The following is a 24590-nucleotide window of genomic DNA, read 5'->3' as shown; positions in this document are numbered from 1 at the left end:
GGGCGTTCACGGTGGTCTCCTTGGGTTGGGAGCCCCGTCTCTCGCTTGGCGGTTCGGAGTAGCCCGGCCCGCCTCTCTTGAGGGCGGGGCCGTTGCGTGTGATGAAGCTACTCGCGCGCGGACACCCACCCGTGGCCGGTGGTACCGGTACCGGTGGTAATGGTCGTGGCGGAGGAAGCGATGGCGCCGGCCAACGGCATGCGCCCGGCGTGGGCCGGGTTGGAAAGCATGCGGATGGAGGAAGCAAGTGGCGACATGCGACCGACCATACGGGCCATGCTGCACTGCAGTCAACAGGTGCAACTGAAACTTTAGGGGCGCGCCCCGGTGACACCCACGTAACGAGGCGAGGTGTTGAATCCCCGCGGTCTCAACAACAAGGAGCGACCTCCATGAACAAGCGCATCCGCAGTATCGCCGCCACCAGCCTGGCCCTCTGCCTCGGCCTGGCCTGCGGTTCGGGCAGCGCGCAGGACCTCGGCAAGCTTGGCGGCCTGCTCGGCGGGGGCGGCGGCTCGATGAGCTCCGGCAGCATGGGCAACGTTGCCGGCCTGCTGCAGTACTGCGTGAAGAACAACTACCTCGGCGGCGATTCCGGCGCCTCGGGCATCAAGGACCAGCTGATGGGCAAGCTCGGTGCCGGCGGCGGCGCGTCGTCCAGCGGCGAGGCGGCCTCGGGCGGCGACGTGCTCGGTGGGCTGATGGGCAAGAAAAAGAAGAATTCGAGCCAGCCCACGGGTGGCGATGCCAGCCGCGATCCGAGTTACCTCAGCGGCGCCAAGGGCATTCTGCAGGGCGGCAACGGGAAGAGCCTGGACCTGTCGAGCGTCGGTGGTGGTTCGAGCGATCTGAAGTCGCAGATCACCACCAAGGTGTGCGACACGGTGTTGAAGCAGGGGAAGTCGTTCTTGGGGATGTAAGGCTGCCTGGTGGAACCCTTCTCCCCGCCGGGGAGAAGGTGGCGGCAGCCGGATGAGGGGCGGGTGCTCGCCACGAGCTATCGACGCAGCGACGCCTGCTTCTGCGCTGCTGCTTCACCGCTCCGTAGGTCCCCCTCACCCCGCCCTCTCCCCGGCGGGGTGAGGGAGCAAGGGCGTCACTTCGACAGGTCGATCGCGTACACCGCCGTCCCGTCCCCGTTGTCCTTCACCTGCCGCAGGTTCTTCACTCCCGCCTCGCGCGCCTCCGCTTCCTTGCCCGCGGCGCCCTTGAACACCACCGCCCCGCGCGTCTTCACCGGTGCGAAGCGCCACGACGCCTTCGGCAGGTCCTTCGCGTCCAGCGTGCGCTGGCGCTCCAGCCACCTGGCCAGGATCTCGCGCGTGCCATCCGGCGCGGACAGCACGATGTTCTTGCCGTCCAGCCCCGGGAAATTGCCGCCGCCGCTGGCGCGGTAGTTGTTGGTCACCACGATGAAGGGCTGCTGCGGCTGCACCTTCTTGCCCTTCCAGCGCAGGTCGACGATGCGTTTGCCGGCCGGCTTGGTCACGTCGATCACATAGCGGATGTCGCCCTGCAGCTGGTCGAAGTTGTAGCCGGGCATGCGGTCGTTGAGCAGCGGCTGTTCGGCGCTGGCGCCTGGGTCGATCTGGCGGAAGCGCTCGGCCGATTTCTCCAGCCACGCCTTCAGCCCCGCGCCGTCGGTTTTCACCGCGGTCAGGGTGTTCGGATAGAAGTACAGGTCGGCTGCGCTGCGCAGGCTCAAGGGGCCGGCCGGCACGTCGGTGTAGTCGTCCGGGCCGCCGAAGCCGGTGCGGAACGCGGCGGCCGAGGCCACCACCGGCACCTTGGCCAGTTCCGGATGGGTCTTGGGCAGCTCGGTCTGCACGTAGTCGCGTTCCGCGGCGTTGACCACGGACAGCGCCGTCATATTGCCGACGTCCGAGAAATAGCTGCTCAGGCGCATCCGCGTCTCGCCGATCGGCGTGCTGACGTGGGCCATCGCGGCCTCGTGCGCCTTGGCCACCAGCGGCGCGATCGCCGGATCGGCCGCCACGCATTCGTTCTTCTTCGGGCAGATCGGGCGGACTTCGCTGTGGGTGTGCTCCTTGTCGATCGTCCAGTGCCCGTCGCGGCGTGCCAGCGCCAGTTCGACCACGCCCAGGTCCTTGCCGAAGAAGCCGCCCATCACCGCCGGCACGCCGCGCACGAAGCCGCGCTCGGCATCGACGTCCTGCATGTCCTTGTAGTGCGGGCCGGGGAATTCGGTATGCGAGTGGCCCAGCAGCAGCACGTCGATGCCGGGCACGGCGGCGAGGTGCCAGCCGCCATTCTCCATGTCGGAGGTATAGGTGGCCGTGTTGAGGCCGCCGTGCAGCACCGCCACGATCAGGTCCGGATGCTGGGCCTGCAGCTCCGGCAGGTATTTCTTCGCCGCCTCCACCACGCCGGTCACGGTGACCTTGCCTTCGAGGTTCTGCTTGTCCCACTCCAGGATCGGCGGCGGGGTGAAGCCGATGATGCCCACGCGCAGCGGCACGCTGCGCGTGCGCCCCTGGGGCGTGACGACCTGGATGGACTTCTCCACCACCGTCCACGGCTTGAAGATCGGCGCGCCGTCGCGCGTGCTGAACACATTGGCCAGCACCAGCGGGAAATGCGGGCCGGCGCAGCGATCGCTGCGGCCGCCGTCGACGTTCATCGGCGTGCCGGTGACCTGCGACAGGAACGGCAGGCCGTAGTTGAACTCGTGGTTGCCGGCGGTGCCGCCGTCGTAGCCGATAGCGTCCATGGCGGCGTAGATCGACAGCTCCTCGTTGCAGCCGAGCGGCTTCGCCTGGGCCTGGTAATCGGCCAGCACGCTGCCCTGGATGGTGTCGCCGCTGTCGAACAGGAAGCTGTTCGGATACTGCTGGCGGGCCTGGCGGATCAGGGTGGCGGTGCGCTCGTAACCCACCGTCGCGTCCGGCTTGAGCTTGTAATAGTCGTAGCTCAGCACGTTGGAGTGGATGTCGGTGGTCTCCAGGATCGCCACCTGAGCGTGGCTGCCGTCCGCCACGCGGTCGGTGCGGGCGCCTTGGGAGGCGCAGCCGGCGAGCAGGGCTGCGGTGAGCAGGGCCAGGGGTAGGCGGCGGAGCGGCATGATGGATTCCCTTCAGACGAAAGCAAGCCGCGCAAGCTAGCAGATCGGCATGGCGGGGAACGCCTCGGCGCGGCGCCCGAAACCGGGCAACGGCGGCTGAACCCTTGCGCGGCGCGGACTTCCCGTTACCTCTGGTTCTGTCTGTGAAGGAAATGAGAACGTAAGATGGCGCCCTGATGACAGACCGGCCGGAACAGGGGGCCAAGCGCAACATGCAGAGATGGTCGTTTCGCTTTACGCGGAACAGCGTGGCGTGGCTGTGCGCGACGCTGTTCTTCGCCGGCTGCGTGCGCGCCACCGCCGGCCAGGAGCCCGTGCTGCAGCAGCAGAGCTTTATCTTCGCGCTGATGCTGTGCACCTGCGGCGTGCTGCTGTTCGCGTTCGCGCGCGTGGCGATGGCCCTGGTGGTCAGCGGCGCGCTGTTCCTCGGGCTGGATTTCATTTCGGAACTCAAGCAGCAGTATCTCGACGCGCCGCTGATGCCGTCGGACTTCGTCTATTACCTGCGTTCCAGCCTGGTCGAAACGCTGGCCCACTACCCGCACCTGTGGGAGCTGGCGCTGGGCGTGGTGGTGCTGGTGCCGCTGGGCTTGTGGCTGGTATGGCGCGGCGACCGGCGCATGTTGAATGGCCTGTCGCGGCCCAAGGCGCTTGCCGTGCGCGTGGGCGGTGCGGCCGCGTGCGCACTGGCGTTCTGGGTGTGCCTGCTGCCGAACGGGCCGTTCGCCCAGGTGCATGCGCGTAACGCGTGGCAGAAGCTGTCCGACGATGCGCAGCTCACCAACTTCTTCGTCAACCTGCAGGACTCCAACGTCTCGCTGCCGCCGATGACCGACGACACCCTGGCCGAGCAGGAGTGGAGCGCTACCGCGCACGGCGGCCACGGCAAGGCGCAGGAGCCGTATCCGGACATCGTGCAGGTGCTGGAAGAAAGCACCTTCGATCCGTCCAACTTCGCCGTCTGCAACGTGCCGCAGTGCCACGTGCAGATGTTCAAGCCGGACAAGTTCACGCTCGCCCACGGCCCGCTGCGCGTGCACACCTTCGGCGGCGGCACCTGGGTCAGCGAGTTCGCCGTGCTCACCGGCATGCCGCAGGACATCTTCGGCCCCGGCGGCATGTACGCGCCCTACGTGCTGGCGCCGCACGTGCGCGATTCGCTGCCGCAGCAGCTGCAGCGGCTGGGCTATCTCACCGTGGCGATCTACCCGACCAACGGCGCCTTTCTCAACGGCCGCAACGCCTATACCGCCTACGGTTTCGACCGCTTCTACGACGCCAAGGACCTGGGGCTCGACGAGTGGGAGGAAACCGACGCGCAGATGTTCGACGCGGCCAAGCGCGTCTACGACAAGGTGAAGAAACCCGGCCAGCCGGTGTTCGTGATGATCCTGACCCTGGCCCAGCACGGGCCGCACGACATGGATCCGCTGTCGACGCTGCCGGCGCCGTTCAACCATCCGCTGCTCAAAGGCCTGGCGGAAAAGCCCTCGCTGAACTTCAACACCTATCTTTCCAACCTGCACAACTCCGACCTTGCGATGACGCGGCTGGAGAAGGCCTTCCTGGATCGCCCCGAGCCCACCGTGCTGATGCACTTCGGCGACCACCAGCCCTCGTTCAACGGCCTGATCCGCCAGATGGACCGTAGCTGGCCGCCGGCGCTGCAGCCGTATAAGGACTATCTGTCGTACTACATGATCAAGAGCAACGTGCCCGGCCGCAGCTTGCCGAACTACCCGATGCTCGATATCGCCCACCTGCCGAGCATGGTGCTGCAGGCGGCAGGCGTGCCGATGGATCCGTACTTCTCCGCGGCGACCGTGCTGCGCGAACGCTGCAAGGGCCTGTACACCGATTGCATCGACCAGGACCTGGTGAAGTCGTACCACGCGTGGACGTTCAATCACCTGCACGTCTACGAGGAATAAGCCACGCCCGGCGTAGGTTGGGGTGAGCCACAGGCGAACCCCAACAGTGCGATGCGTTTGAACGTGGTCATGTTGGGGTTCGCCTGCGGCTCACCCCAACCTACGCGGCACGTCAGTGCCGCTCGGGCTTGGCGAAGTCGAAATACGTCCAGCGCTTTCCATCCGCACTCTCCAGCTGCTTCAACTGCAGGCTGAAGCTGTAGCTCGAACCCGGCAGCGCGCTGCCATCGACACGCTGCATGCTCAGCCCGGTCGACGGCTGCGCGGGGCGCAGTTGCATCGGCGTTACGCGATAGCTGTCCGCCGCCTTGCCCAGTGCGCCGCCGAGCGCCTCCTGCAGCACGCGGCCCTGCGCCTGCGGCAGCTTCAGGCCGAGCAGGGCGGCGATGGTCGGGGCCACGTCGACGTTGCCGCTGGGCAGCGCGTCGCGGAAGCCGCCGCGGAAGCTCGGGCCGGCGGCCAGCAAGGTGTTGTGCACGTCGATCGGGCTGAAGCTGCCGTGCTCGCCGCGCTCGCTGGGTGATTCGGGGAAGACGGTCGAGTACTCGGTGCCGCGGAAGCCCTGGATCACGGCGTCGGCGTCCCAGGCGTAGCTGACGATGATGTCCGGGCCGCGCGCGGCGTTTTCCAGATGCACGTTCTCCGCCGGCAAGGTGCCCGGCAGCTCGCCGTAGCGCTTGGCCACGAACACGGCCGCCACGTATTCGCGCGACTGCAGGAAGCGCACCGCGCGCTTCACCACCTCGGCGTTGTGCTCGGGCTGGTAGAAATATTCGGTGCCGCCGTTGGGGGCGAGCACCAGGGCGCCCTTGGGCAGGGTTTCCGGCACCACGTAGCTGGGCGTGGTGTAGGCCATCGGCTTGCCGCACAGGCGGCCGTCGTCGTCGTAGCGGGTCGGCTGCAGTTGCGAGCCGTCGGCGCGGATGCCGGTCATCACCGGCGAGTACACGCAGCCCAGGCCGTCGAAGGCGGGGATGCCGCCGCGCGTGCTCAGCTCATGCGCCATGCGGATGCCGCCGGAGACCGAATAACCCCAATCGTTGTCGATGCCCGTCACGCGGCCGTCGTTGATCTGGCGCAGCGGGAACAGGTCGCGCGCACCGGCGATATTGCTGTGGCCATGGTCGGAGACCACGATGATGTCGGTGTCCTCGGCCATGCCCAGTTCGCGCAGCTTCGCTTCGAGCTGGCCCAGCAGCGCGTCCTGCGCCTGCAGCGCGAGATGGAATTCCGGCGAACCCACGCCGTAGATGTGCTGGGTGGTGTCGGGGTTGCGCATCCACACCATGCTGAGGTCCGGCTTGTGCTTGGGCAGCACCTCGTCCAGGTAAACCTTCATCATCCACGCGTTCGCCGCGGTGGGCGGGGTGTCGCCGCCGGCGGTGGCGTCGCTGGTGGCACCGTCCTTGAGCTTGGCGGCCTTGGCGCGCTCGGTGGGATCGGCGTTCTCTTCGCTCAGCGTCACTTCGCCTTCGGCGTAGATGTTCGGCGCGGTCTTGGGCAGCGGGTAGCCGGCGGCCTGCAGTTCCTTGGCGAAGGACAGCGGCAGCGCGACGCGCTCGTCCAGCAGCAGGCCGACCTTGTCGGGGTCACCCTGGTTGGGCAGGCGGTAGTTCTGCAGGAAGGCCGCGCCGGACTTGCCGATGGCGGCCGTCTTCAACCCCGCCTTCTGTGCGGCGGCAAACAGCGTGGGCAATTCCAGCAGGTCGCCCTTGCTGGCCTTGTCCAGCGCGCGCAGCACCAGATCGTCTTCGGTGTAGACCGGGTTGCGGAAGTTCACGTCTTCGCCGGTGGTGGTGCGCGCGACCGGCGTGGCCTTCAGGCCGGTCTCGCGCGCCGCCCAGAAGCGGTTGCCGTAAAAGCCCAGGGTGCCGGGGAAGCTGCCGGTGGCGAAGGTGGAAGCGTTCGCCATGGTGAAGGTGGGGTAGGTCGAGTGGTTGTCCTCGAACCAGCTGCCGCGCCTGGCCAGGGCCTGCAGGTTGGGCGTGTCCTCGTCGCTGACCGCGTCCGGGCGCATGCCGTCCCATACGAACAGGATCACCCGGTGCGGGGCCGCCAGGGCGGGGCTTGCGTAGATGGCGGCGAACAGCAGGGCGGCCGCGGTTTTCAGGGCGCGGCGACGGAGCGGAGACATGCGGAACCTCGGCGAATAAGAAGGAGCTAGCCGGCCATGCTGGGCACGGCATGTTGCAGTTTGGTGTCGGCCCAGCCCAAGAGCGTAGGTTGGGGTGAGCCACAGGCGAACCCCAACAAGGTGGTGCGTATCCATGCGGCCATGTTGGGGTTCGCCTGTGGCTCACCCCAACCTACGCCGGCTCAGCCTTGGGGAACGCCTTTCATATCCGGCAGATGATGCGCAATGCCCTTATGGCAATCGATGCAGGTCTTCTCCCCCGTGCCCAGCCAGCGCTTGTGGATCGCCGCCGAGCGCGGCGACTGCCGGGTCAGGTCCATCGAGGCGTAGTTGTGGCAATTGCGGCATTCCAGCGAATTGTTGGCTTTCAGCCGGGCCCATTCGTGCTCGGCCAGCACCAGGCGTTCGTCGAGGAATTTCTCGCGGGTATTGATGGTGCCGAACAGCTTGCCCCACACCTCCTTGGAGGCCTGCATCTTGCGCGCGATCTTGTTGGTCCAGTTATGCGGCACGTGGCAGTCGGGGCAGGTGGCGCGCACGCCGGAGCGGTTGCTGTAGTGGATGGTGGTCTTCAGCTCCTGGAACACGTTGTCGCGCATCTCGTGGCAGCCGGTGCAGAACTTCTCGGTGTTGGTGGCTTCCAGCGCGGTGTTGAACGCGCCCCAGAACAGCACGCCGGCGAGAAAGCCACCCAGGGTGAGGAAGCCCAGGCTGTAGTGCACGCTGGGGCGCCGCAGCGTCTGCCAGAAGGCCAGCAGGCATCGCTTGATCCATGGCCACATGCTCAATTCGCCTTCTGCTCGGACAGCACCGTGTCGATGTCCTTGAAGCCGTTGGCCACCAGCGGTTTCGCATCGGTCTGCACCACGTGGCACTGGTTGCAGAAATAGCGCCGCGGCGAAATGGTGGCGAGGAACTGGTCGTCGCGGTCCATGTAGTGGGTGACGCTGATCGGCGGTGCCTGGAACTTGTCGGCGTTGGCGCGCGCATGGCACAGCATGCAGCGGTTGGAATTGCGGTCGATCTGGTAGTTGTCGATGGTGTGCGGGATGGTCGGCGGCTGCATCGGGTAGGCGCGGTTGCGCTTGATGTCGGCGTTCTCCACGCGCGCCATCGGCGGCGGCGCGATCTCCTTGTCGATCTCGGCGCCGCGGCGCAGCGCATCCAGGCCCGCACCGGCCGGCACCACCGCCACGGCCGGACGTGGCGCCGGTGCCGAAGCGGCAGGCGCCGCGCCCTCAGGCGGCTCGCCGGTCGGCCCTACGCGCCGGTGCGAAGCGACGAATGCCAGGACCGATGCCAGCGCCAGCACGACCACGGCGCTGGCGACGAAGCGGGAAGTGTTCGACATCGGGGCATCCTCAGGCAGGCAGCACTTTGACGGCGCACTTCTTGTAGTCGGTCTGCTTGGAGATCGGGTCCGTCGCGTCCAGCGTCACCTTGTTGATCAGCTGCCCGGCGTCGAACCACGGCACGAACACCAGCCCGCGCGGCACGCGGTTGCGGCCGCGCGTCTCGATGCGCGAAAGCATTTCGCCGCGCCGCGAAACCACGCGCACCTCGTCGCCGCGCTTCAGGCCGCGCGCCACCGCATCGTCGGGATGCATGAACACCACCGCGGCAGGGAAGGCGCTGTACAGCTCCGGCACGCGCATGGTCATCGAGCCGGAATGCCAATGCTCCAGCACGCGGCCGGTGCACAACCACAGGTTGTATTCGTCGTCCGGCATTTCCGCGGGCGGCTCGTAAGGCAGGGCCCACACCACCGCGCGCCCATCCGGGTTGCCATAGAACTGGAAGCCGGTGCCGGCCTTGACGTACGGGTCGGCGCCTTCGCGATAACGCCAGCGTGTTTCCTTGCCGTCGACCACCGGCCAGCGCAGGCCGCGCGCCTGGTGGTACGCATCGAACGGAGCCAGGTCGTGGCCGTGCCCGCGCCCGAATTCGGCGTATTCCTCGAACAAACCCTTTTGCGGGTAGTAGCCGAACGCGGCGGCCTCGTCGTTCTGGAAGCCCGCTTCGATATCGGCGACGGGGTAGCGATCGACCTTGCCGTTGCGATAAAGCACGTCGTACAGCGTCTTGCCCTTGAACTGCGGATGGGAGGCCAGGATCTCGGCCGGCCAGCATTCGTCGGTGGTGAAGCGCTTGGCGAATTCCATCAGCTGCCACAGGTCCGAGCGCGCCTCGCCCGGTGCCTTCACCAGCTGGTGCCAGAACTGCGTGCGGCGCTCAGCATTGCCGTAAGCGCCTTCCTTCTCCACCCACATCGCTGCCGGCAGGATCAGGTCTGCTGCTTGTGCGGTCACCGTGGGATAAGCGTCGGAGACCACGATGAAGTTCTCCGGGTTGCGATAGCCCGGATAGGTCTCCTCCATCATGTTGGCGCCGGCCTGCATATTGTTGTTGACCATCACCCAATACGCATTGAGCTTGCCGTCGCGCAGCGCGCGGTTCTGCTCCACCGCGTGATAGCCGGGCACCGGATCGATGATGCCGTGCGGGATGTTCCAGATCTCCTCGGCGTGGCGGCGGTGTTCCGGATTAGTCACCACCATGTCCGCCGGCAGGCGATGGCTGAAGGTGCCCACCTCGCGCGCGGTGCCGCAGGCGGAAGGCTGGCCGGTCAACGAGAACGGGCTGTTGCCCGGCGTGGAGATCTTCCCGGTCAGCAGATGGATGTTGTAGACCATGTTGTTGGCCCACACGCCGCGCGTGTGCTGGTTGAAGCCCATGGTCCAGAACGAGGTCACCTTCACCTTCGGATCGGCGTACAGCTCGGCCAGCTGTTCCAGCCAGCCGCGCTCCACGCCGGTCATCTGCACCGCCTTCTCCAGCGTGTACGGTGCAACGAAGTTGGCGAATTCCTCGAAGCTGATCGGCTGGCCGCCATTGGCGTCCTTCGCGTGCCTGGCCTTCAGTTCAAGTGGATTGTCCGGGCGCAGGCCGTAGCCGATATCGTCGTTGCCGCGCTTGAAGCTGGTGTACTTTCCGACGAATTCCTTGTCGACCTTGCCGGTCTTGATGATGTGGTTGGCGATGTAGTTGAGGATCACCAGGTCGGTCTGCGGGGTGAACACGATCGGGATATCGGCCAGCTCGAAGCTGCGATGCTCGTAGGTCGACAGCACTGCCACTTTCACGTGCGGATTGGACAGGCGCCGGTCGGTCACCCGGGTCCACAGAATCGGGTGCATCTCCGCCATGTTCGAGCCCCACAGCACGAAGGCGTCGGCGGCTTCGATATCGTCGTAGCAGCCCATCGGCTCGTCCATGCCGAAGCTGCGCATGAAGCCCATCACCGCCGAGGCCATGCAATGGCGTGCGTTCGGGTCGAGATGGTTGCTGCGAAAGCCTGCCTTCATCAGCTTGTTGGCGGCATAGCCTTCGAAGATGGTCCATTGGCCGGAGCCGAACATGCCCACCGCGCCCGGGCCCTTGGCCTTCAGCACCTGCTTGAATTGCGCGGCCATCACGTCGAAGGCTTCGTCCCACGACACCGGCGTGAACTCGCCGTTCTTGTCGTAAGCGCCGTTGGTCTTGCGCAGCAGTGGCTGGGTCAGACGGTCCGTGCCGTACATGATCTTGGACAGGAAATAGCCCTTGACGCAGTTGATGCCGCGGTTGACCTCCGCATGCACGTCGCCATGGGTGGCCACCACGCGGCCGTTCTTCACCGCCACGTTGACGCCGCAGCCGGTGCCGCAGAAGCGGCACGGCGCCTTGTCCCATTTCAATTGGGTGAGATCGCCTTCGGTCAGCACGTTGCTGGCGGCGGCGGGAAGCGCGAGGCCGGCGGCGCTGGCCGCGGCGGCCGCGGCGGTGTTGCGGATGAATTCGCGTCGCGTCAGGGTCATGCCTCGGCTCCCGGTGGCGGTTGCAGCGGCTGTTCGAGTTCGTCGCGCGGCTCGGCGTGGTGGTAGATCAGCGAGACGTTGACGACGCCGGGCAGGGCCAGCATCGCGTCGATCAGGTCGAGCACTTCGCGCTGGTGGCCGGTTTCGCACAGCAGCACGCAGCGATGCTCGCCGCGCGCGGTGATCTCCAGCGCCGGCTGGGTATCGACATAGGCTTCGAGCGCCGGCATCGCCTGCGGCCGGTGCTGCACCAGCAGGCTGGAGATATGCAGCTCGTCGTTGCCCGCTTCGTGGCCGCGCTCGCCGCGCGGAAAGCGCCCTTGCAGGAAGGCGCGGCGGCTGGGGTGGAAAGTGTCGGCGCTCATGTCAGCTCCCCGGTGGACCGTTGAACATCTGCCAGATCCACACGGCGAAGCCGTAGGAGGCGACGGTCAATACCGCCAGGATGGGAAACAGCGCCACGGTAAGGAGCAGGAAGACCATCCGCTCCTGGCGTTTCCCGGTGCGATCCGCGGGACGTTCCATACTTGTTCCCCGTGCCGGCGAGAGGGACGCACGGCTGCGTCCCTCTCCGATGCTAGCGCCGACGAACCGGCAACTACTTGACGCCGGTCAAGTCAGGCAATGTCGCGGCGTACTCTACCGGCCCTTCACGTTGAAGTTCGGTGAAAGAGAGGGCACGTCGAATCTCATGCCGACTGCTGTGGCGTCTGCCTTTTTCTCAATCTCAGGGAGCGAGTCCTTCTCCCGGAGGGAGAGGGGCTTTACTCGACGCATGTTAGGAGAAGCTGTGAAATCAGGCGTCGTAGCGCACGCCGCCGATCCAGGTTTCCTGCACGACCAGCTCGTCGTCCAGCACGGCGAAATCCGCACGCTGCCCGGCGACGATGCGGCCCAGCTCGCGCTCCAGCCCCAGCCATGCGGCCGGATACGCGCTGGCCATGCGCGAGGCTTCCGCCAGCGGCAGGCCCACCGCGTTGACCAGGTGGCGCACGCCGGTGGCCATGTCCAGCGCCGAGCCGGCCAGCACGCCGTCGGCGCTCTGGCAGATGCCGTCGCGCGCCACGATGGTCTGGCCGTTGAGCACATAGGTGGGATCGTCCGCACCCACCGGTGGCATTGCGTCGGTGACCAGCACGCTCTTGCCGCGCGCCTTGGCGGCGATGGCCACGCGCAGGCTGGCCGGGTGCACGTGGTGCAGATCGACGATCAGCCCGCACCAGCTATGCGGGTCGTCCAGCGCCGCGCCGACCACGCCGGGTTCGCGGCTGCTGAGCGGGGTCATTGCGTTGTACAGATGGGTGAAGCCGCTGACGCCGGCGTCCAACGCGGCACGCGTGGTGGCGTAGTCGGCGGCGGTATGGCCGGCGACCACCACTACGCCGGCGGCGCTGAGCAGGCGGATGGTGTCCAGCGGCACGCGTTCGGGCGCCAGCGTCATCATCACCACGCCGCGATGCTTGCGCGCGATATCGGCGATGTCCGCGGCATCGGGCAGGCGGAACAGATTGGCATCGTGAATGCCCTTGCGCGCCGGCGCCAGGAACGGGCCTTCCAGATGGATGCCGAGGATGCCGGGCACGCCTTCGGCGATGGCCGCGTCGACCGCTTCCAGCGCGGCATGCATGACTTCGGCGGTGTCGGTGATCAGCGTCGGCAACATGCCGGTGGTGCCGAACTTGCGGTGCGCCGCGGCGATGCCGCGCAGCGTGTCCACCGTCGGCGCGGCATTGAACAACAGGCCGCCGCCGCCGTTGACCTGCACGTCGATAAAGCCGGGCAGCAGCAGGCGGCCCTGCAGATCGTGGCGTGCGGCCTGGGCCAGCGAGGCATCGCCGGCCGGCAGCAGCGCTTCGATGCGGCCGCCGCGCAGCAGCACGGCGAGATCGTCACGCGCGCCGTGCTCGCCGAGCACGCGGCCATTGACCAGGGCGGTAAGCGGTTGCGCAGCGCTCATCACACGGTCTCCGTCACCTTGCGCAGATGCGGCGGCACGTCCGGATCGAAGCCGCGCGCCAGCGCCAGTTCGCTGGCGGCGCGGTAGAAGCTCTGCACCGCCAGCAGCGGGGTGACGATCGAATCCATGCCGGCCGGCAGCGGCAGCGTGTCCGGGCCGCTGGCGCCGGGCTTGGCCACCAGCACGCGCGCGCCGCGCGCGCGGAATTCCTCGGCCACCGCCAGCGTGCTGTCCAGGGTGTCGTCGCCCTGGGCGAAGAACAGCACCGGGAAGCCGGCGCCGACGATCGCCATCGGGCCGTGCTTCACCTCGGCCGCGCTGAACGCCTCGGCGTGCAGGCCGCAGGTTTCCTTGAGCTTGAGCGCCGCTTCCAGTGCCGGGCCGAAGCCGTAGCCGCGGCCGACCACGAACAGGTTGCGCTGCTCGCGCAGGCCGTCGACCAGCGCGCTCCAGTCGGCATCCCAGCCGCGCCGCAGGTCGGCCGGCAGGCGCGCCACGTCAGCGTGCAAGGTGTCGTCGTTGCCCCAGTGCGCGGTCAGCTGCAGGATCGCCGCCAGCGTGGCCAGGTAGCTCTTGGTCGCCGCCACGCTCAGCTCGGGGCCGGCGCGCAGCGGGATCACCGTGTGGGCCAGCGCGGCCAGCGGCGAGTCCTCCACGTTGACCATCGCCACCACCAGCGCGCCGGCATCTTTCGCGGCCTGCGCGCTGCGCAGCAGGTCGGGGCTCTTGCCGGACTGCGAGATGACCAGGAACAGCGCGCCGTCCAGCTTCAGGTCGGCGTCGTAGATCGAGGCGACCGAGGGCGAGGCCGAGGCGGTGAGCAGCCCCAGCCGCGTCTCGAACACGTACTTGGCATAGGCCGCCGCATGGTCGGAGCTGCCGCGCGCACAGGTGACGATGAACCGCGGCGGCTCGGCGCGCAGGCGCTCGCCCAGGGCCTTGAGCACGTCGGCATTGGCGGCGAGCTGGCGCTCGACCACGTCGGCAGCCTCGTGGGCTTCGCGGTACATCAGGGTGTCGCTGGCTTGCTTCATGGGATGGCGTTCTCGGTGATGCGTGCGGCCGCGCGGCGTCAGGTCTTGAGCGTGCGCGGCGTGGCGTTCTTGGGTGGGGTGGTCTTGGGCGTGCTGTTCTTGGGTGTGTTGTTCTTCGGCGGTGCGGTCGAGCCGCGCACCACCAGCTCGGGGACGAAGCATTCGTTCGACGGCTCGGCAAAACCTTCGCCGTTCTCGCGCTGCAGGTCGGCCATCAGGTGCAGTGCGGCATGGCGGCCGATCTCGCTGGTGGACTGGCGCGCGGTGGTCAGCGCCGGCCACGCCTGCTTGGAGAACGGGCTGTCCTCGAAGCCGGCGATGGACAGGTCCCACGGCACATCCAGGCCGCTGGAGCGCGCCGCGGCGAGCACACCGGCGGCGATCTCATCGTTGCTGCCGAAGATCGCGGTGGGCGGATCCTTCAGCGCCAGCAGCTTGCGCGCACCGCGGAAACCGTCGTCGAAGGCGTAGCGGCCCGGCAGCACCAGCTTCTTGTCCTGCACGATGCCGTAGTCCTTCAGCGCGTCGGCATAACCCTGGTAGCGCTCGGGACTGGAACGGTGATGCGGCTCGCCCCACAGGAAGCCGATGCGCTTGTGGCCGAGCTGGATCAGGTGCTCGGTGATCGCATAAGCCGCGCTGCGGTCGTCCACGTAGACGCAGGGCGAGCCGTCGTGCGGATCGTCGCGCGAGGAAATGATGCGCACCAGGTCGATGTCGTGCTTGAGCAGCGTGCTCACCAGCTCATGCTGCTCGGACATCGGCGGCGCCAGCACCAGGCCGGCCAGGCGGTTGCGCTCGACCAGCGCGCACAGTTCGCGGGCCAGGCCGGGCGACGAGGAATCGCAGGGGTGGATCTGCAGGCCGAAGCCGCGTTCGCGGCAGGCCGACAGCACGCCTTCCTGCATGCTGATCACGTAGTGCGCGTTGGGGTTGTCGTAGACCAGGCCGATCGCATACGCGTGCGTGCTGCGCAGGCCGCGGGCGGAAGGGTTGGGCTGGTAGCCGAGCGCTTCGATCGTGCGCTCCACTTTCTCGCGTGTGTCGGCGCGTACCGAAGCCTCGCGGTTGATCACGCGGGAGACCGTCTTCAGCGAGACGCCGGACGATTTGGCGACGTCCTTGATGGTGGGGTTGCGCAACGCGGGAACTCCGGGGGAAACAGTACGGGCATCGTAGCCCGGCAGCTTGCAGTGAGGATGGCGGAGCCGTGACAGCCAGCCCCGCCGCAAAGCCTCACGATGCGTGCTGGCCCACGCGGTGCCCGCGCAATCCGTAGAACAGGATGTACAGGTAGCAGGGCACCATCAGCAGCATGAAGACCAGCTGGAAGTCGTAGTGCTGTTTCAGGTGTACGAAGGCCTGCGGCACCAGCGCGCCGCCGACGATCGCCATGATCAGCAAAGCCGAGCCGGCCTCGGTCCAGGTTCCTAAGCCCTTGATCGCCAGCGGGAAGATCGCCGGCCACATCATGGCGTTGGCAAAGCCGAGCGCCGCCACGAAACCCACCGAGACATAGCCGGTGGTAAGCCAGGCGCCGATGGTGAAGATCATGCCGAGCACGGCCGACACCGCCAGGTAGCTCTGCTGCGAGATGATCTTCGGGATCAGCACCAGCCCGGCCAGGTAGCCCAGCAGCATGGCGACCAGCGTGTAGGAGGTGAAATGCTTGGTGGCATCCAGCGGGAGACCCAGGCCCTGGCCGTAGGTGCCGATGGCGTCGCCCGCCATCACTTCCACGCCCACGTACAGGAACAGGCACAGCACACCCAGCCACAGGTGCGGGAAGCTCAGCAGGTTGCCCTTGGCGTGGCCGATCTCGGTCTCGCTGTTGGCGCCGGAAGGCTTGATCTCCGGCAGCGGCGAGCGCAGCACCCACACCGCCAGCACCACCAGCAGCCCGGCCATCGCCATGTACGGCATATGCACCTTGGCGGCGAAGGTATTGAGCAGCGCCTCGCGCGCTTCCGCCGACGGCGCGGCCTTGACCTGCTGGTCGAAGGTGTCGATGCCGCTCAGCACCAGCCAGCCGAACACGAACGGTGCGAGCGCACCGGCGATCTTGTTGCAGATGCCCATGAAGGCGATGCGCTGCGCTGCGCTGTCGATCGGCCCCAGGATGCTGATGTACGGATTGGACGCCGTCTGCAGCAGGGCCAGGCCCGCGCCGATCACGAACAGGCCGGCGAGCGCGCCGCCGTATACGCGCATCGAGACGAACTGGCCGAACAGCACCGCGCCGATCGCCATCACGAACAGGCCCAGCGCCATGCCTTTCTTCATGCCGGTGCGCTTGAGCACCGCGGACGAGGGCAGGGCGAGGAAGAAGTACGAGCAATAGAACACCATCGGTACCAGGAAGGCGTTCACGTCGTCCAGCGAGAACGCCAGCTTGACGAAAGTGATCAGTGGCCCGTTGAGCCAGGTGACGAAGCCGAAGATGAAAAACAGCAGGCCGATGATCAGCATCGGCACCAGGCCGGAGGCCCGGGCGTGCGTATCGCCGGTAGCGAGTGTTGTGGACGACATGTAGTGACTCCCCGAATGTGCCGATGCCGACGACGGCCCGCGAGCCGCGTCGCCTCCCGTCGTTTTATCGGCGCTAACTAGCAACGTTGTCAATCGGCGCTCCGGACAGGTCACCTGGGAGCCAGCCGGGTCATTCCGCCTTTCGCCCGGCCATGGCGCGCCGCGGCATGCCCGTTCTGGACCCGGCAAAAACCGTGCTAAGTGGCGTAACCAAGCGGCTCGGTGGGCTTTCGGGCCGGCCGCCGGCCGCGTTATGGCGAGGTGTTTGCTGCGTCGCGGGAACGTCAGTGCGGGTCTAGGAAATTCGACCAGTTGACAACGTTGTCATTGCGCTCCCATATTCCGACTCCATCGGGGGCTGTGACAACAGCATGACGTCGGCATGACCGCGTCGAACGTGAAGACGGGCGTGGAAACGGGCGTGAAAAGGGGAGGGCTCGTGGCGGAACTGGCCAACCAGGGTGTCGGGCTGAAGGGTGCCTCGCAGGGCGCGCCTTTGCTTGCGGCGGATGTCGGTGGCACCCATGCGCGGATCGGGCTGGTCAGCCAGCGCCCGGACGGTGCGCGGCCGGTCACCGTGCTGCAGTACCACCGCTATGCCTGCGCGGAATGGCCCAGCCTTACCGCCGTGCTCAAGGATTTCGTCAGCCAGCTCGGCGGCAGCGTGCACGTGGACCAGTGCGCCGTGGCCAGCGCCGGCTATGTGCTGGGCGACGCCATCGTCAACGACAACCTGCCCTGGCCGGTATCCATCCGCGATATCCGCGACAGCTTAGGGATACAGCAGCTGGCCGTGGTCAACGATTTCGAAGCGGTGGCCTACGCCACCCAGTTCCTGGTCCAGGCCGACACCACGCCGGTGATCGAGGCGCAGACCGCCGGCGGCGCCGGTCCGGTGCTGGTGATGGGGCCGGGCACGGGCCTGGGTTCGGCGGTGCTGCTGCCGGGCAAGCCGCACGCCACGGTGCTGCCGACCGAGGCCGGGCAGATCGCCCTGTCGCCGGGCAACGACCGCGAGATCGAGATCCTGCGCGTGCTTTCGGGCGAGCGGCCGTATGTGTCGTTCGAGCATGCGCTGTCCGGTCCGGGCCTGTTGAATCTGTATCGCGCGCTGTGCGTGCTGCGCCGTCAGGCACCGCTGCTGGCCAAGCCCAGCGACGTCACCCGCGCCGCGCTGGAGGCCAGCGATGCCGCGGCGGTGGAGGCGCTGGACGTGTTCTGCGGCCTGCTCGGCAGCTTCGTCGGCGATCTCACCCTGCTTTACGGCGCGCGCGGCGGCGTGTTTCTCGCTGGCGGCATCCTGCCGCAGATCCGCGAGGTGCTGCTGGCCAGCAGTTTCCGCGAGCGCTTCTTCAACAAGGGCGTGATGCGGGCCTTCTTGCAGCAAGTGCCCGTGCGCCTGATGGAACACGGCCAGCTCGGCGTCATCGGCGCCGCTGGCATGTACCTGGACGGCCATGCGCCGACGGGGGAGGCAACCAGGCAATGAACGCCAAAGAGTTGTAACGCAACGACGTATCCGGGGGGCCACGGCCCAGCCTGTCACTCCATGCGAGGCCGTCTGCTCGCCTGGAACACATAAGCCTTTGAGGGAGGTTTACATGTCGCACCGTAGAACAATGCTCGCCGCGAGCATCATCGCCAGCCTGTGTATGGCCGGCGCGATCCATGCTCAGGACGCCAATACGCAGAACCAGAGCGCGCCGAACCCGAACGCGCAGAATCAGAGCAGTCAATCGAAGGCCGACCAGAAGAAGGCCGTCGATCTGCAGGGCGTCACCGTCACCGGCATCCGCGCCAGCCTGCAGCAGTCGCTGGAGACCAAGCGCAACGCCGATGCCGTGGTCGAAGCGATCACTGCCGAGGACATCGGCAAGTTCCCGAACACCAACGTGGCCGAGGCCATGGCGCTGATTCCGGGCGTGACCATCGACCGTCAGTTCGGCCAGGGCGATCGCGTCAGCATCGATGGCACCGATCCCAGCCTCAACCTCACCTTCCTCAACGGCCAGCCGATTTCGCAGACGCCGTGGCAGTACGGTGCGCAGCCGAACCGCGGCTTCGACTTCACCATGCTGGCGCCGGAAATCGTCGGCCGCCTGGAGGTGTACAAAAGCCCCGAGGCGCGCCTGACCGAAGGCAGCCTGGGCGGCACCATCCTGCTGCACACGCTGCAGCCGCTGGACCTGGCGCCGAACACCTGGCGCGGTTCCTTCAGCCTGAACTACAACGACCAGGCCGAGAACCACCGTCCGTCCGGCTCGCTGCTGTATAGCTGGCACAACGACGCCAAGACCTTCGGCGTGATCGCCTCGGCGCAGCACTTCGAGGAAAAGATCAACCGCCAGGGCATCGAGATCTTCGGCTACCACCCGGTGTCCGACTACGCCAGCAGTCCGGCCGTGGCCGCCGGCATCGCCAACGGCTCGCTCAATCCCAATGCGAAGGTGCCGGACGAGATCAACTCGGCGTTCTTCCAGCAGGAGCGCAAGCGCGACACCGTCACGCTGGGCTTCCAGCTGCGTCCGACCAGCAACTGGGACGTGGACTTCAACACCCTGTACATCCGCGAGAACTTCAACAACTGGAACCAGTCGTTGTATCCGTTCACGCATGCCACGCCCGGCCAGATCACCAGCTTCACCCAGGGCGGCAACGGCATCGTCACCGGCGGCCACGTGTGCGGCAAGCTCGACGACCCGACCTGCGGCGACATCGCCCAGGGCACCCTGGACAGCAATATCCGCCACTCGGTGGTGCGCACCACCGCGTTCGACCTGAAGAGCAACTACCGCGGCGACGGCTGGACCATCGGCGGCGCCGTGGGCTACAGCAAGGCGAACAACGACGACATGTCGCAGGTGGCCATGGAGCCGGTATACGGCGGCGGCTACAGCTGGGATATCAGCAAGGGCTTCAAGTTCGACAGCCCGAACCTGGCGCGCAATCCGGCCAACTGGCACATGGGCGACACCCCGGGGATGGGCGGCTGGCCGGGCAACTACGGCGTGTTCCATGCCAACGCCAAGGACACCTACGCCCAGCTCGACTTCACCAAGGACTTCGACAGCATCGTCAACACCGTGCTGGCCGGCGTGCGCTACAACCGCCACGAAGAAAGCATGGAGCAGCACGTCTACGGTCCGAACGGCCCGATCTCGCTGGCGGCGCTGGGCACTTCCGGCTACACCGACACGCTCGGCGGCTTCTCCGGCATGCTGCCGGACGCGGCCAGCCACATCCAGCCCAACCGCGATGCCGAATGGGCCTGGGTGCGTGCGACCAACGGCGGCAACGACGATCCGGGTTCCTATCTCAACGGCACCTGGAAGATCGTGGAGAAGACCACGGCCGCCTACCTGCAGGCAGCCTTCGGTTCCGGCCCGTTCCGCGGCAACGTGGGCGTGCGCTACGTGCACACCGTCGACGACGGCAGCGGCTACAACTACAGCGGCGTGCCGCAGTATCCGGCCCCGGCCGGCTGGTGGCAGACCAGCTCCACCACGCACAACAACTGGCTGCCCTCGCTGAACGTGTCGTACGACGTGGCCGAAGACGTGGTGCTGCGCTTCGCCGCGGCCAAGGTCATCTCCCGCGCGCCGTACAACATGCAGGTGAACAACCTATTCCTCAACGACTCGGTGCTGACCGGTTCGGGCGGCAACTCCAAGCTCGACCCGTACAAGTCGAATAACTACTCGGCCTCGGCGGAGTGGTACTTCGCACCGCAGTCGGTGCTGGCCCTGACCGGCTTCTACAAGAAGATCGCCAACTACATCTTCGTCGACTCGGCGGTCGAGCAGCACTACAACTCGGCGCACGACAACGACCCGGCGACCTTCGCCCGCCTCGTCGCCAATGGCCAGTGCACGGCCAATGGCTTCTGCGGCTACGACATCAGCCGTCCGCGCAACGTCGGTGGCGGCAAGGTCAAGGGCCTGAGCCTGTCCTACCAGCAGCCGTTTGCCGACACCGGTTTCGGCGTGGTGGCCAACTACACCTACGCCGATGCCACGCTCGACAGCGGTGGCGCCCTGCCGTACAGCTCGAAGAACTCGTACTCGCTGAGCCCGTACTACGAGAAGGGCCCGTACAGCGCCCGCCTGACCTACAACTGGCGCAGCTCCTACCTCGCCGGCGGCTACATCGCCGGTGCGCCGCCGGCCACCACCGGGTCCTACAAGGATCTGGGTGCGACCATCGGCTACAAGCTCAACGACAACATCTCGTTCACCCTGGACGGCATGAACCTGTTGAACTCCAAGTACGTGCAGTACCTGCAGAGCGAGTCGATGCCGCTGAACAAGTACACGACCGGCCGCCGCTACATGCTGGCCGCACACGTGAACTTCTGATCGTGCTCTGTGCCCGGGCGCTTCCGCAGGAGGCGCCCGGGATGGCTCGACGAGGAACAGCCGCCCTTGCGGGGCGGTGCCACCGCCTGGTCGAGCGACGTCCGCTTAGGTGGCAGACTTGAGCAACAACCTCCCCATTGGGCCCGGCATGTCCGGGCCCTTCTTTGGGAGGAGCCCCGAAAAGTTGTAGGTTGGGGTGAGCGCAGCGAACCCCAACGGACGTCCGGACACGTGCCTTCGTTGGGGTTCGCTGCGCTCACCCCAACCTACGCCAGACTTGAGCGACGAGGAACGCAGCCAGTGACTTTTGCACTACGCCTTGGCCGGACCCTGATGCTGGCCGCACTGGCCATCCTTCCATCTTTTACGCTCGCCGCGGAGCAACGCTCCGACGTGCTGCCATCCCTTATTCCGCTGCCCGCCAAGCTCGCCCGCGCCGATGGCAGCTTCGCCATCGACACCAACACCGTGCTGGTAGCCGGCGATGCCGAAAGCCGCCGCACCGCCACCTGGCTGGCCGAACAGATCAAGCGCAGCCGCGGCGTGGAGCTGCGCATCGTCGACAAGGCCGGCAGCGCGCCCGCCATCGTCTTTCATCACGACACGCAGTCTTCCGCACCGGCCGAAGGCTATGTGCTCGACGTCGACACGCACGGCGCACGCATCGCCGCGCGCGACGGCGACGGCCTGTTCCACGGCGCGGTAACCCTATGGCAACTGCTGACCCAGGACGACGCCAAGCCCACCGCACCCTTCGTGCATATCGAAGACGCGCCGCGCTTCGCCTGGCGTGGCCTGATGCTGGATTCCGCGCGCCATTTCCAGAGCGTTGCCGAGATCCGCGCGCTGATCGACCAGATGGCGCTGCACAAGCTCAACGTGCTGCACTGGCATCTCACCGACGACCAGGGCTGGCGCATCGAGATCAAGCGCTATCCGGAACTGACCCGCATCGGCGCCTGGCGCACGCCGCCGGATGCCGGCAGCAACGGCGAGCCGCAGCGCTACGGCGGCTTCTATACGCAGGACGAGATCCGCGCCGTGGTGGCCTACGCGGCCGCGCGCCACATCACCATCGTTCCCGAGCTGGACATGCCCGGCCACGCACAGGCGGCCGTCGCTTCGTATCCGCAGCTGGGCGTAACCGGCAAGCGTCCGCCGGTGTCGGTGGACTGGGGCGTGCACACCTATCTGTACAACGTCGACGACGCCACCTTCGTCTTCATGCAGCACGTGCTGGACGAGGTGATGGCGCTGTTCCCCTCGCGCTATATCCACGTCGGCGGCGACGAGGCGGTGAAGGACCAGTGGCAGGCCTCGCCCGCGGTGCAGGCGAAGATGCACGCGCTGGGCCTGAAGAACGAGGACGCGCTGCAGGGCTGGTTCATCGCGCGCATGGGCACTTACCTGAAGGCGCATGGGCGCCGGCTGATCGGCTGGGACGAGATTCTCGAAGGCGGCGTGCCGGCCGATGCCACGGTGATGTCGTGGCGCGGCATCAAGGGCGCGATCGAGGCGGCGCAGAAGGGGCACGACGTGGTGTCTTCGCCCTCGCCGGATCTGTATCTCAACCAGTTGCAGAGCGACCGCGCCGATGAAGGCGCCGGCCGCGAACCGGTGCAGGACCTGGCCAGCATCTATGCCTTCGAAGCGGTGCCGAAGGAACTCGACGCCGCCCAGGCGCGCCACGTGCTCGGCGCGCAGGCCAATGTGTGGACCGAGTACATCACCAGCGACGCGCACCTGCAGCACACCATCTACCCGCGCCTCGCGGCGCTGGCCGAAGTGCTGTGGTCGCCGGTGTCCACGCGCGACTGGCAGGGCTTCCTGGCGCGCTTGCCGACGCAGCTGGCGCGTTACCGTGCGCAGGGCGTGGCGTATGCCGACAGCGCCTTCGCACCGTCGATCGAGCTGGATCGCAATGCGGCGCTCGCCACCGGCAAGGCCCGCGTCACGCTGGCCAACCAGACGAAGTTCGGCGAGCTGCACTACACCGTGGACGGCAGCGAACCGAGCGCGCAATCGCCACGCTACCAGGCGCCGTTCGAGGTGAAGCTGCCGGGCACCGTGCGCGCCATTGCGGTGGATGCCAGCGGCCATTCGCTGTCCGCGCCGCGCGAGCGCGTGCTCGATACCACCCATCTGCTGACGCGCGAGAACGCCGAGCTGCGCAACTGCCCGGGCAGCGATTTCCGCTTGCGCGTGCAGCCGATGCCGGACGCCACCAGCATGACGCCCGCCTACGGCATCAATATCTTCGACACCTGCCAGCGTTATCCCGAAGCGCGCCTGGACGGCATCGGCAGCATCCATGTGGAAGCGGTGCAGCTGGAGCGCAACTTCCAGCTCGCGCACGAGGCCAAGCTGGTGGTGTCGCGTCCGGCGAAAACCGCGCACGGCGAACTGGTGGTGCACAAGGACCGTTGCGACGGCGAGGTGCTGGCCAGCATGCCGCTGCCGGACCCGTCCGGCCCGCGCCGCTTCCAGCTCGCCGCCGCGTTGCCGGACCAGCAGGGCGCGCATGATCTGTGCCTGGTCTTTACCGCGCCCATCACCGGCCCGCTCTACGGCATCGAGCGCGCCAGCCTGACCCCGACCGGCAAACCGTGAGCACCAGCCGCCGCCTCGCTTCCGTCGACGCCCTGCGCGGCTGCACCGTCGCGGCGATGCTGCTGGTCAACGATCCGGGCGACTGGGGCCATGTGTATTGGCCGCTGGAGCATGCCGATTGGCATGGCTGCACGCCGACCGACCTGGTGTTCCCGTTCTTCCTGTTCGTGGTGGGCGTGTCGGTGGCGCTGTCGATCGCGCCGCGGCTGGAGCAGGGCGCGGATCGCGGCGTGCTGCTGCGCGCGGCGATGGTGCGTGCCTTGCGCATCGTCGGCCTGGGGCTGCTGATCCATGTCGCCGCGGCGCTGATCCTGCCGGATGCGCATATGCGCATTCCGGGTGTGCTGCAGCGGATCGGCATCTGCTTCGGCGCGGTGGCTGCCTTTCAGCTCTATGCCAGCGGGCGCGCGCAGTGGAGCGCCATCGTGGTGTTGTTGACGGGCTATGCGGCGCTGCTCGCATTCGGCGGCACGCTGGAGCCGTTCCACAACATCGTCAGCCGCACCGACACCGCCATCTTCGGCCATTACGCCTACCGCTACTTCCCTGCCACCGGCCTGGGCCACGACCCCGAGGGACTGCTCGGTACGCTGCCTTCCATCGCCACCACCCTGCTTGGCTTGCGCGCCGGCCACTGGCTGCGCGCTGGCGACCGTCGCGCGCTGCTGTTGAGCGGCACCGCCTGCGTGCTGCTCGGCGCGATGTGGTCGCTGCTGCAACCGCTCAACAAGAACCTGTGGACGCCGTCGTTCGTGCTGTGGACGGCGGGTTGGGCGACCTTGGCCTTGCTGCTGTTCCACCTGCTGGTGGATCTGCGCGGCTGGCCCGCCTGGGGTCGGCGCTTCGGCGTCAATGCGGTGGCTGCGTATGCGGGCTCGGAGTTCATGCAGATCCTGCTGCCTGGCCTGGGCATCCAGGATCCCTTGTATCGAACGATTTTCGCCGGGTGGATCACGCCTCTCGCAGGTCCGTACATCGCATCGCTCGCTTACGCTATCGCGTTCGTGGCTGTGTGGTGGGCGATCATGTGGGCGATGGACCGCAAGCGGATCTATCTCAAGCTGTAACACGCCTCGCTGCCACCGGCTATCATCGCCCGCT

General features: G+C 67.1%; 18 protein-coding genes. 6 read left to right on the top strand and 12 right to left on the bottom strand.

From position 1 onward, the window contains the following. Window positions 1-107 precede the first annotated feature (107 nt). Window positions 108-257, bottom strand: a complete 150-nt coding sequence (locus AB4083_RS17485) for a hypothetical protein (protein WP_441609455.1) — start codon at window positions 255-257, stop codon at window positions 108-110. 135 nt (window positions 258-392) lie between these two features. On the opposite strand from AB4083_RS17485, the gene AB4083_RS17480 reads away from it, so the two are divergent. Further along, window positions 393-920 carry a DUF2501 domain-containing protein gene (locus AB4083_RS17480; RefSeq protein WP_441609453.1) on the top strand — a complete coding sequence of 176 codons (528 nt, stop codon included), beginning with the start codon at window positions 393-395 and terminating at the stop codon, window positions 918-920. 176 nt (window positions 921-1096) lie between these two features. On the opposite strand, the gene AB4083_RS17475 is transcribed toward AB4083_RS17480, so the two are convergent. Further along, window positions 1097-3082: a bifunctional 2',3'-cyclic-nucleotide 2'-phosphodiesterase/3'-nucleotidase gene (locus AB4083_RS17475; RefSeq protein WP_441609451.1), complete on the bottom strand. Its 1986-nt coding sequence runs from the start codon at window positions 3080-3082 to the stop codon at window positions 1097-1099. A gap of 212 nt (window positions 3083-3294) precedes the next feature. On the opposite strand from AB4083_RS17475, the gene AB4083_RS17470 reads away from it, so the two are divergent. Continuing rightward, the gene (locus AB4083_RS17470; RefSeq protein ID WP_441609449.1) at window positions 3295-5013 is read left to right on the top strand and encodes an LTA synthase family protein; all 1719 of its coding nucleotides are present in this window, start codon (window positions 3295-3297) and stop codon (window positions 5011-5013) included. Between the two features lie 112 nt (window positions 5014-5125). Here AB4083_RS17470 and AB4083_RS17465 read toward each other — a convergent pair whose 3' ends face one another. The 10 genes from AB4083_RS17465 to AB4083_RS17420 form a co-directional block, all read right to left on the bottom strand. Next, window positions 5126-7147 (bottom strand): alkaline phosphatase family protein, encoded by a 2022-nt coding sequence (locus AB4083_RS17465; protein ID WP_441609447.1) that lies wholly within the window; start codon window positions 7145-7147, stop codon window positions 5126-5128. Window positions 7148-7329: 182 nt separating this feature from the next. Continuing rightward, entirely contained in the window at window positions 7330-7929 is a 600-nt protein-coding gene (locus AB4083_RS17460; RefSeq protein ID WP_441609445.1) for a NapC/NirT family cytochrome c, read from the bottom strand. 2 nt (window positions 7930-7931) lie between these two features. Beyond that, complete coding sequence (locus tag AB4083_RS17455; protein WP_441609444.1) at window positions 7932-8498, bottom strand: nitrate reductase cytochrome c-type subunit; 567 nt, start codon at window positions 8496-8498, stop codon at window positions 7932-7934. Between the two features lie 10 nt (window positions 8499-8508). Then, entirely contained in the window at window positions 8509-11004 is a 2496-nt protein-coding gene (gene napA / locus AB4083_RS17450) for a nitrate reductase catalytic subunit NapA (protein WP_441609442.1), read from the bottom strand. Further along, window positions 11001-11369 carry a chaperone NapD gene (locus AB4083_RS17445; RefSeq protein WP_441609440.1) on the bottom strand — a complete coding sequence of 123 codons (369 nt, stop codon included), beginning with the start codon at window positions 11367-11369 and terminating at the stop codon, window positions 11001-11003. The genes napA and AB4083_RS17445 overlap by 4 nt, the downstream gene beginning before the upstream one ends. Window position 11370: 1 nt before the next feature. Then, window positions 11371-11529: a periplasmic nitrate reductase, NapE protein gene (gene napE, locus AB4083_RS17440; protein ID WP_214570055.1), complete on the bottom strand. Its 159-nt coding sequence runs from the start codon at window positions 11527-11529 to the stop codon at window positions 11371-11373. A 271-nt stretch (window positions 11530-11800) separates the two neighbouring features. Further along, a complete protein-coding gene (gene nagA, locus AB4083_RS17435; RefSeq protein WP_441609438.1) occupies window positions 11801-12961 on the bottom strand; it encodes an N-acetylglucosamine-6-phosphate deacetylase in 1161 nt (386 codons plus the stop codon). Continuing rightward, window positions 12961-13995 carry an SIS domain-containing protein gene (locus AB4083_RS17430; RefSeq protein ID WP_441609436.1) on the bottom strand — a complete coding sequence of 345 codons (1035 nt, stop codon included), beginning with the start codon at window positions 13993-13995 and terminating at the stop codon, window positions 12961-12963. The genes nagA and AB4083_RS17430 overlap by 1 nt, the downstream gene beginning before the upstream one ends. Window positions 13996-14033: 38 nt before the next feature. Continuing rightward, the gene (locus AB4083_RS17425; RefSeq protein WP_441609434.1) at window positions 14034-15137 is read right to left on the bottom strand and encodes a LacI family DNA-binding transcriptional regulator; all 1104 of its coding nucleotides are present in this window, start codon (window positions 15135-15137) and stop codon (window positions 14034-14036) included. Between the two features lie 94 nt (window positions 15138-15231). Continuing rightward, the gene (locus AB4083_RS17420) at window positions 15232-16524 is read right to left on the bottom strand and encodes a sugar MFS transporter (protein WP_441609432.1); all 1293 of its coding nucleotides are present in this window, start codon (window positions 16522-16524) and stop codon (window positions 15232-15234) included. Window positions 16525-16906: 382 nt separating this feature from the next. On the opposite strand from AB4083_RS17420, the gene glk reads away from it, so the two are divergent. The 4 genes from glk to AB4083_RS17400 all read left to right on the top strand — a co-directional run bounded on the left by glk (window position 16907) and on the right by AB4083_RS17400 (window position 24556). Then, window positions 16907-18013, top strand: a complete 1107-nt coding sequence (glk, locus tag AB4083_RS17415; protein WP_441609430.1) for a glucokinase — start codon at window positions 16907-16909, stop codon at window positions 18011-18013. A 112-nt stretch (window positions 18014-18125) separates the two neighbouring features. After that, a complete protein-coding gene (locus AB4083_RS17410; protein ID WP_441609429.1) occupies window positions 18126-20879 on the top strand; it encodes a TonB-dependent receptor in 2754 nt (917 codons plus the stop codon). Between the two features lie 333 nt (window positions 20880-21212). Beyond that, entirely contained in the window at window positions 21213-23489 is a 2277-nt protein-coding gene (locus AB4083_RS17405; protein WP_441609565.1) for a family 20 glycosylhydrolase, read from the top strand. Further along, window positions 23486-24556, top strand: coding sequence for an acyltransferase family protein (locus AB4083_RS17400; RefSeq protein ID WP_441609425.1), 1071 nt, complete (start codon window positions 23486-23488; stop codon window positions 24554-24556). The genes AB4083_RS17405 and AB4083_RS17400 overlap by 4 nt, the downstream gene beginning before the upstream one ends. The last annotated feature ends 34 nt before the right edge of the window (window positions 24557-24590 follow it).

Source organism: Dyella sp. 2RAB6 (genome assembly GCF_052115385.1).
GTDB lineage: Bacteria > Pseudomonadota > Gammaproteobacteria > Xanthomonadales > Rhodanobacteraceae > Dyella_D.
This window is presented reverse-complemented; position numbering and strand designations above follow the sequence as displayed.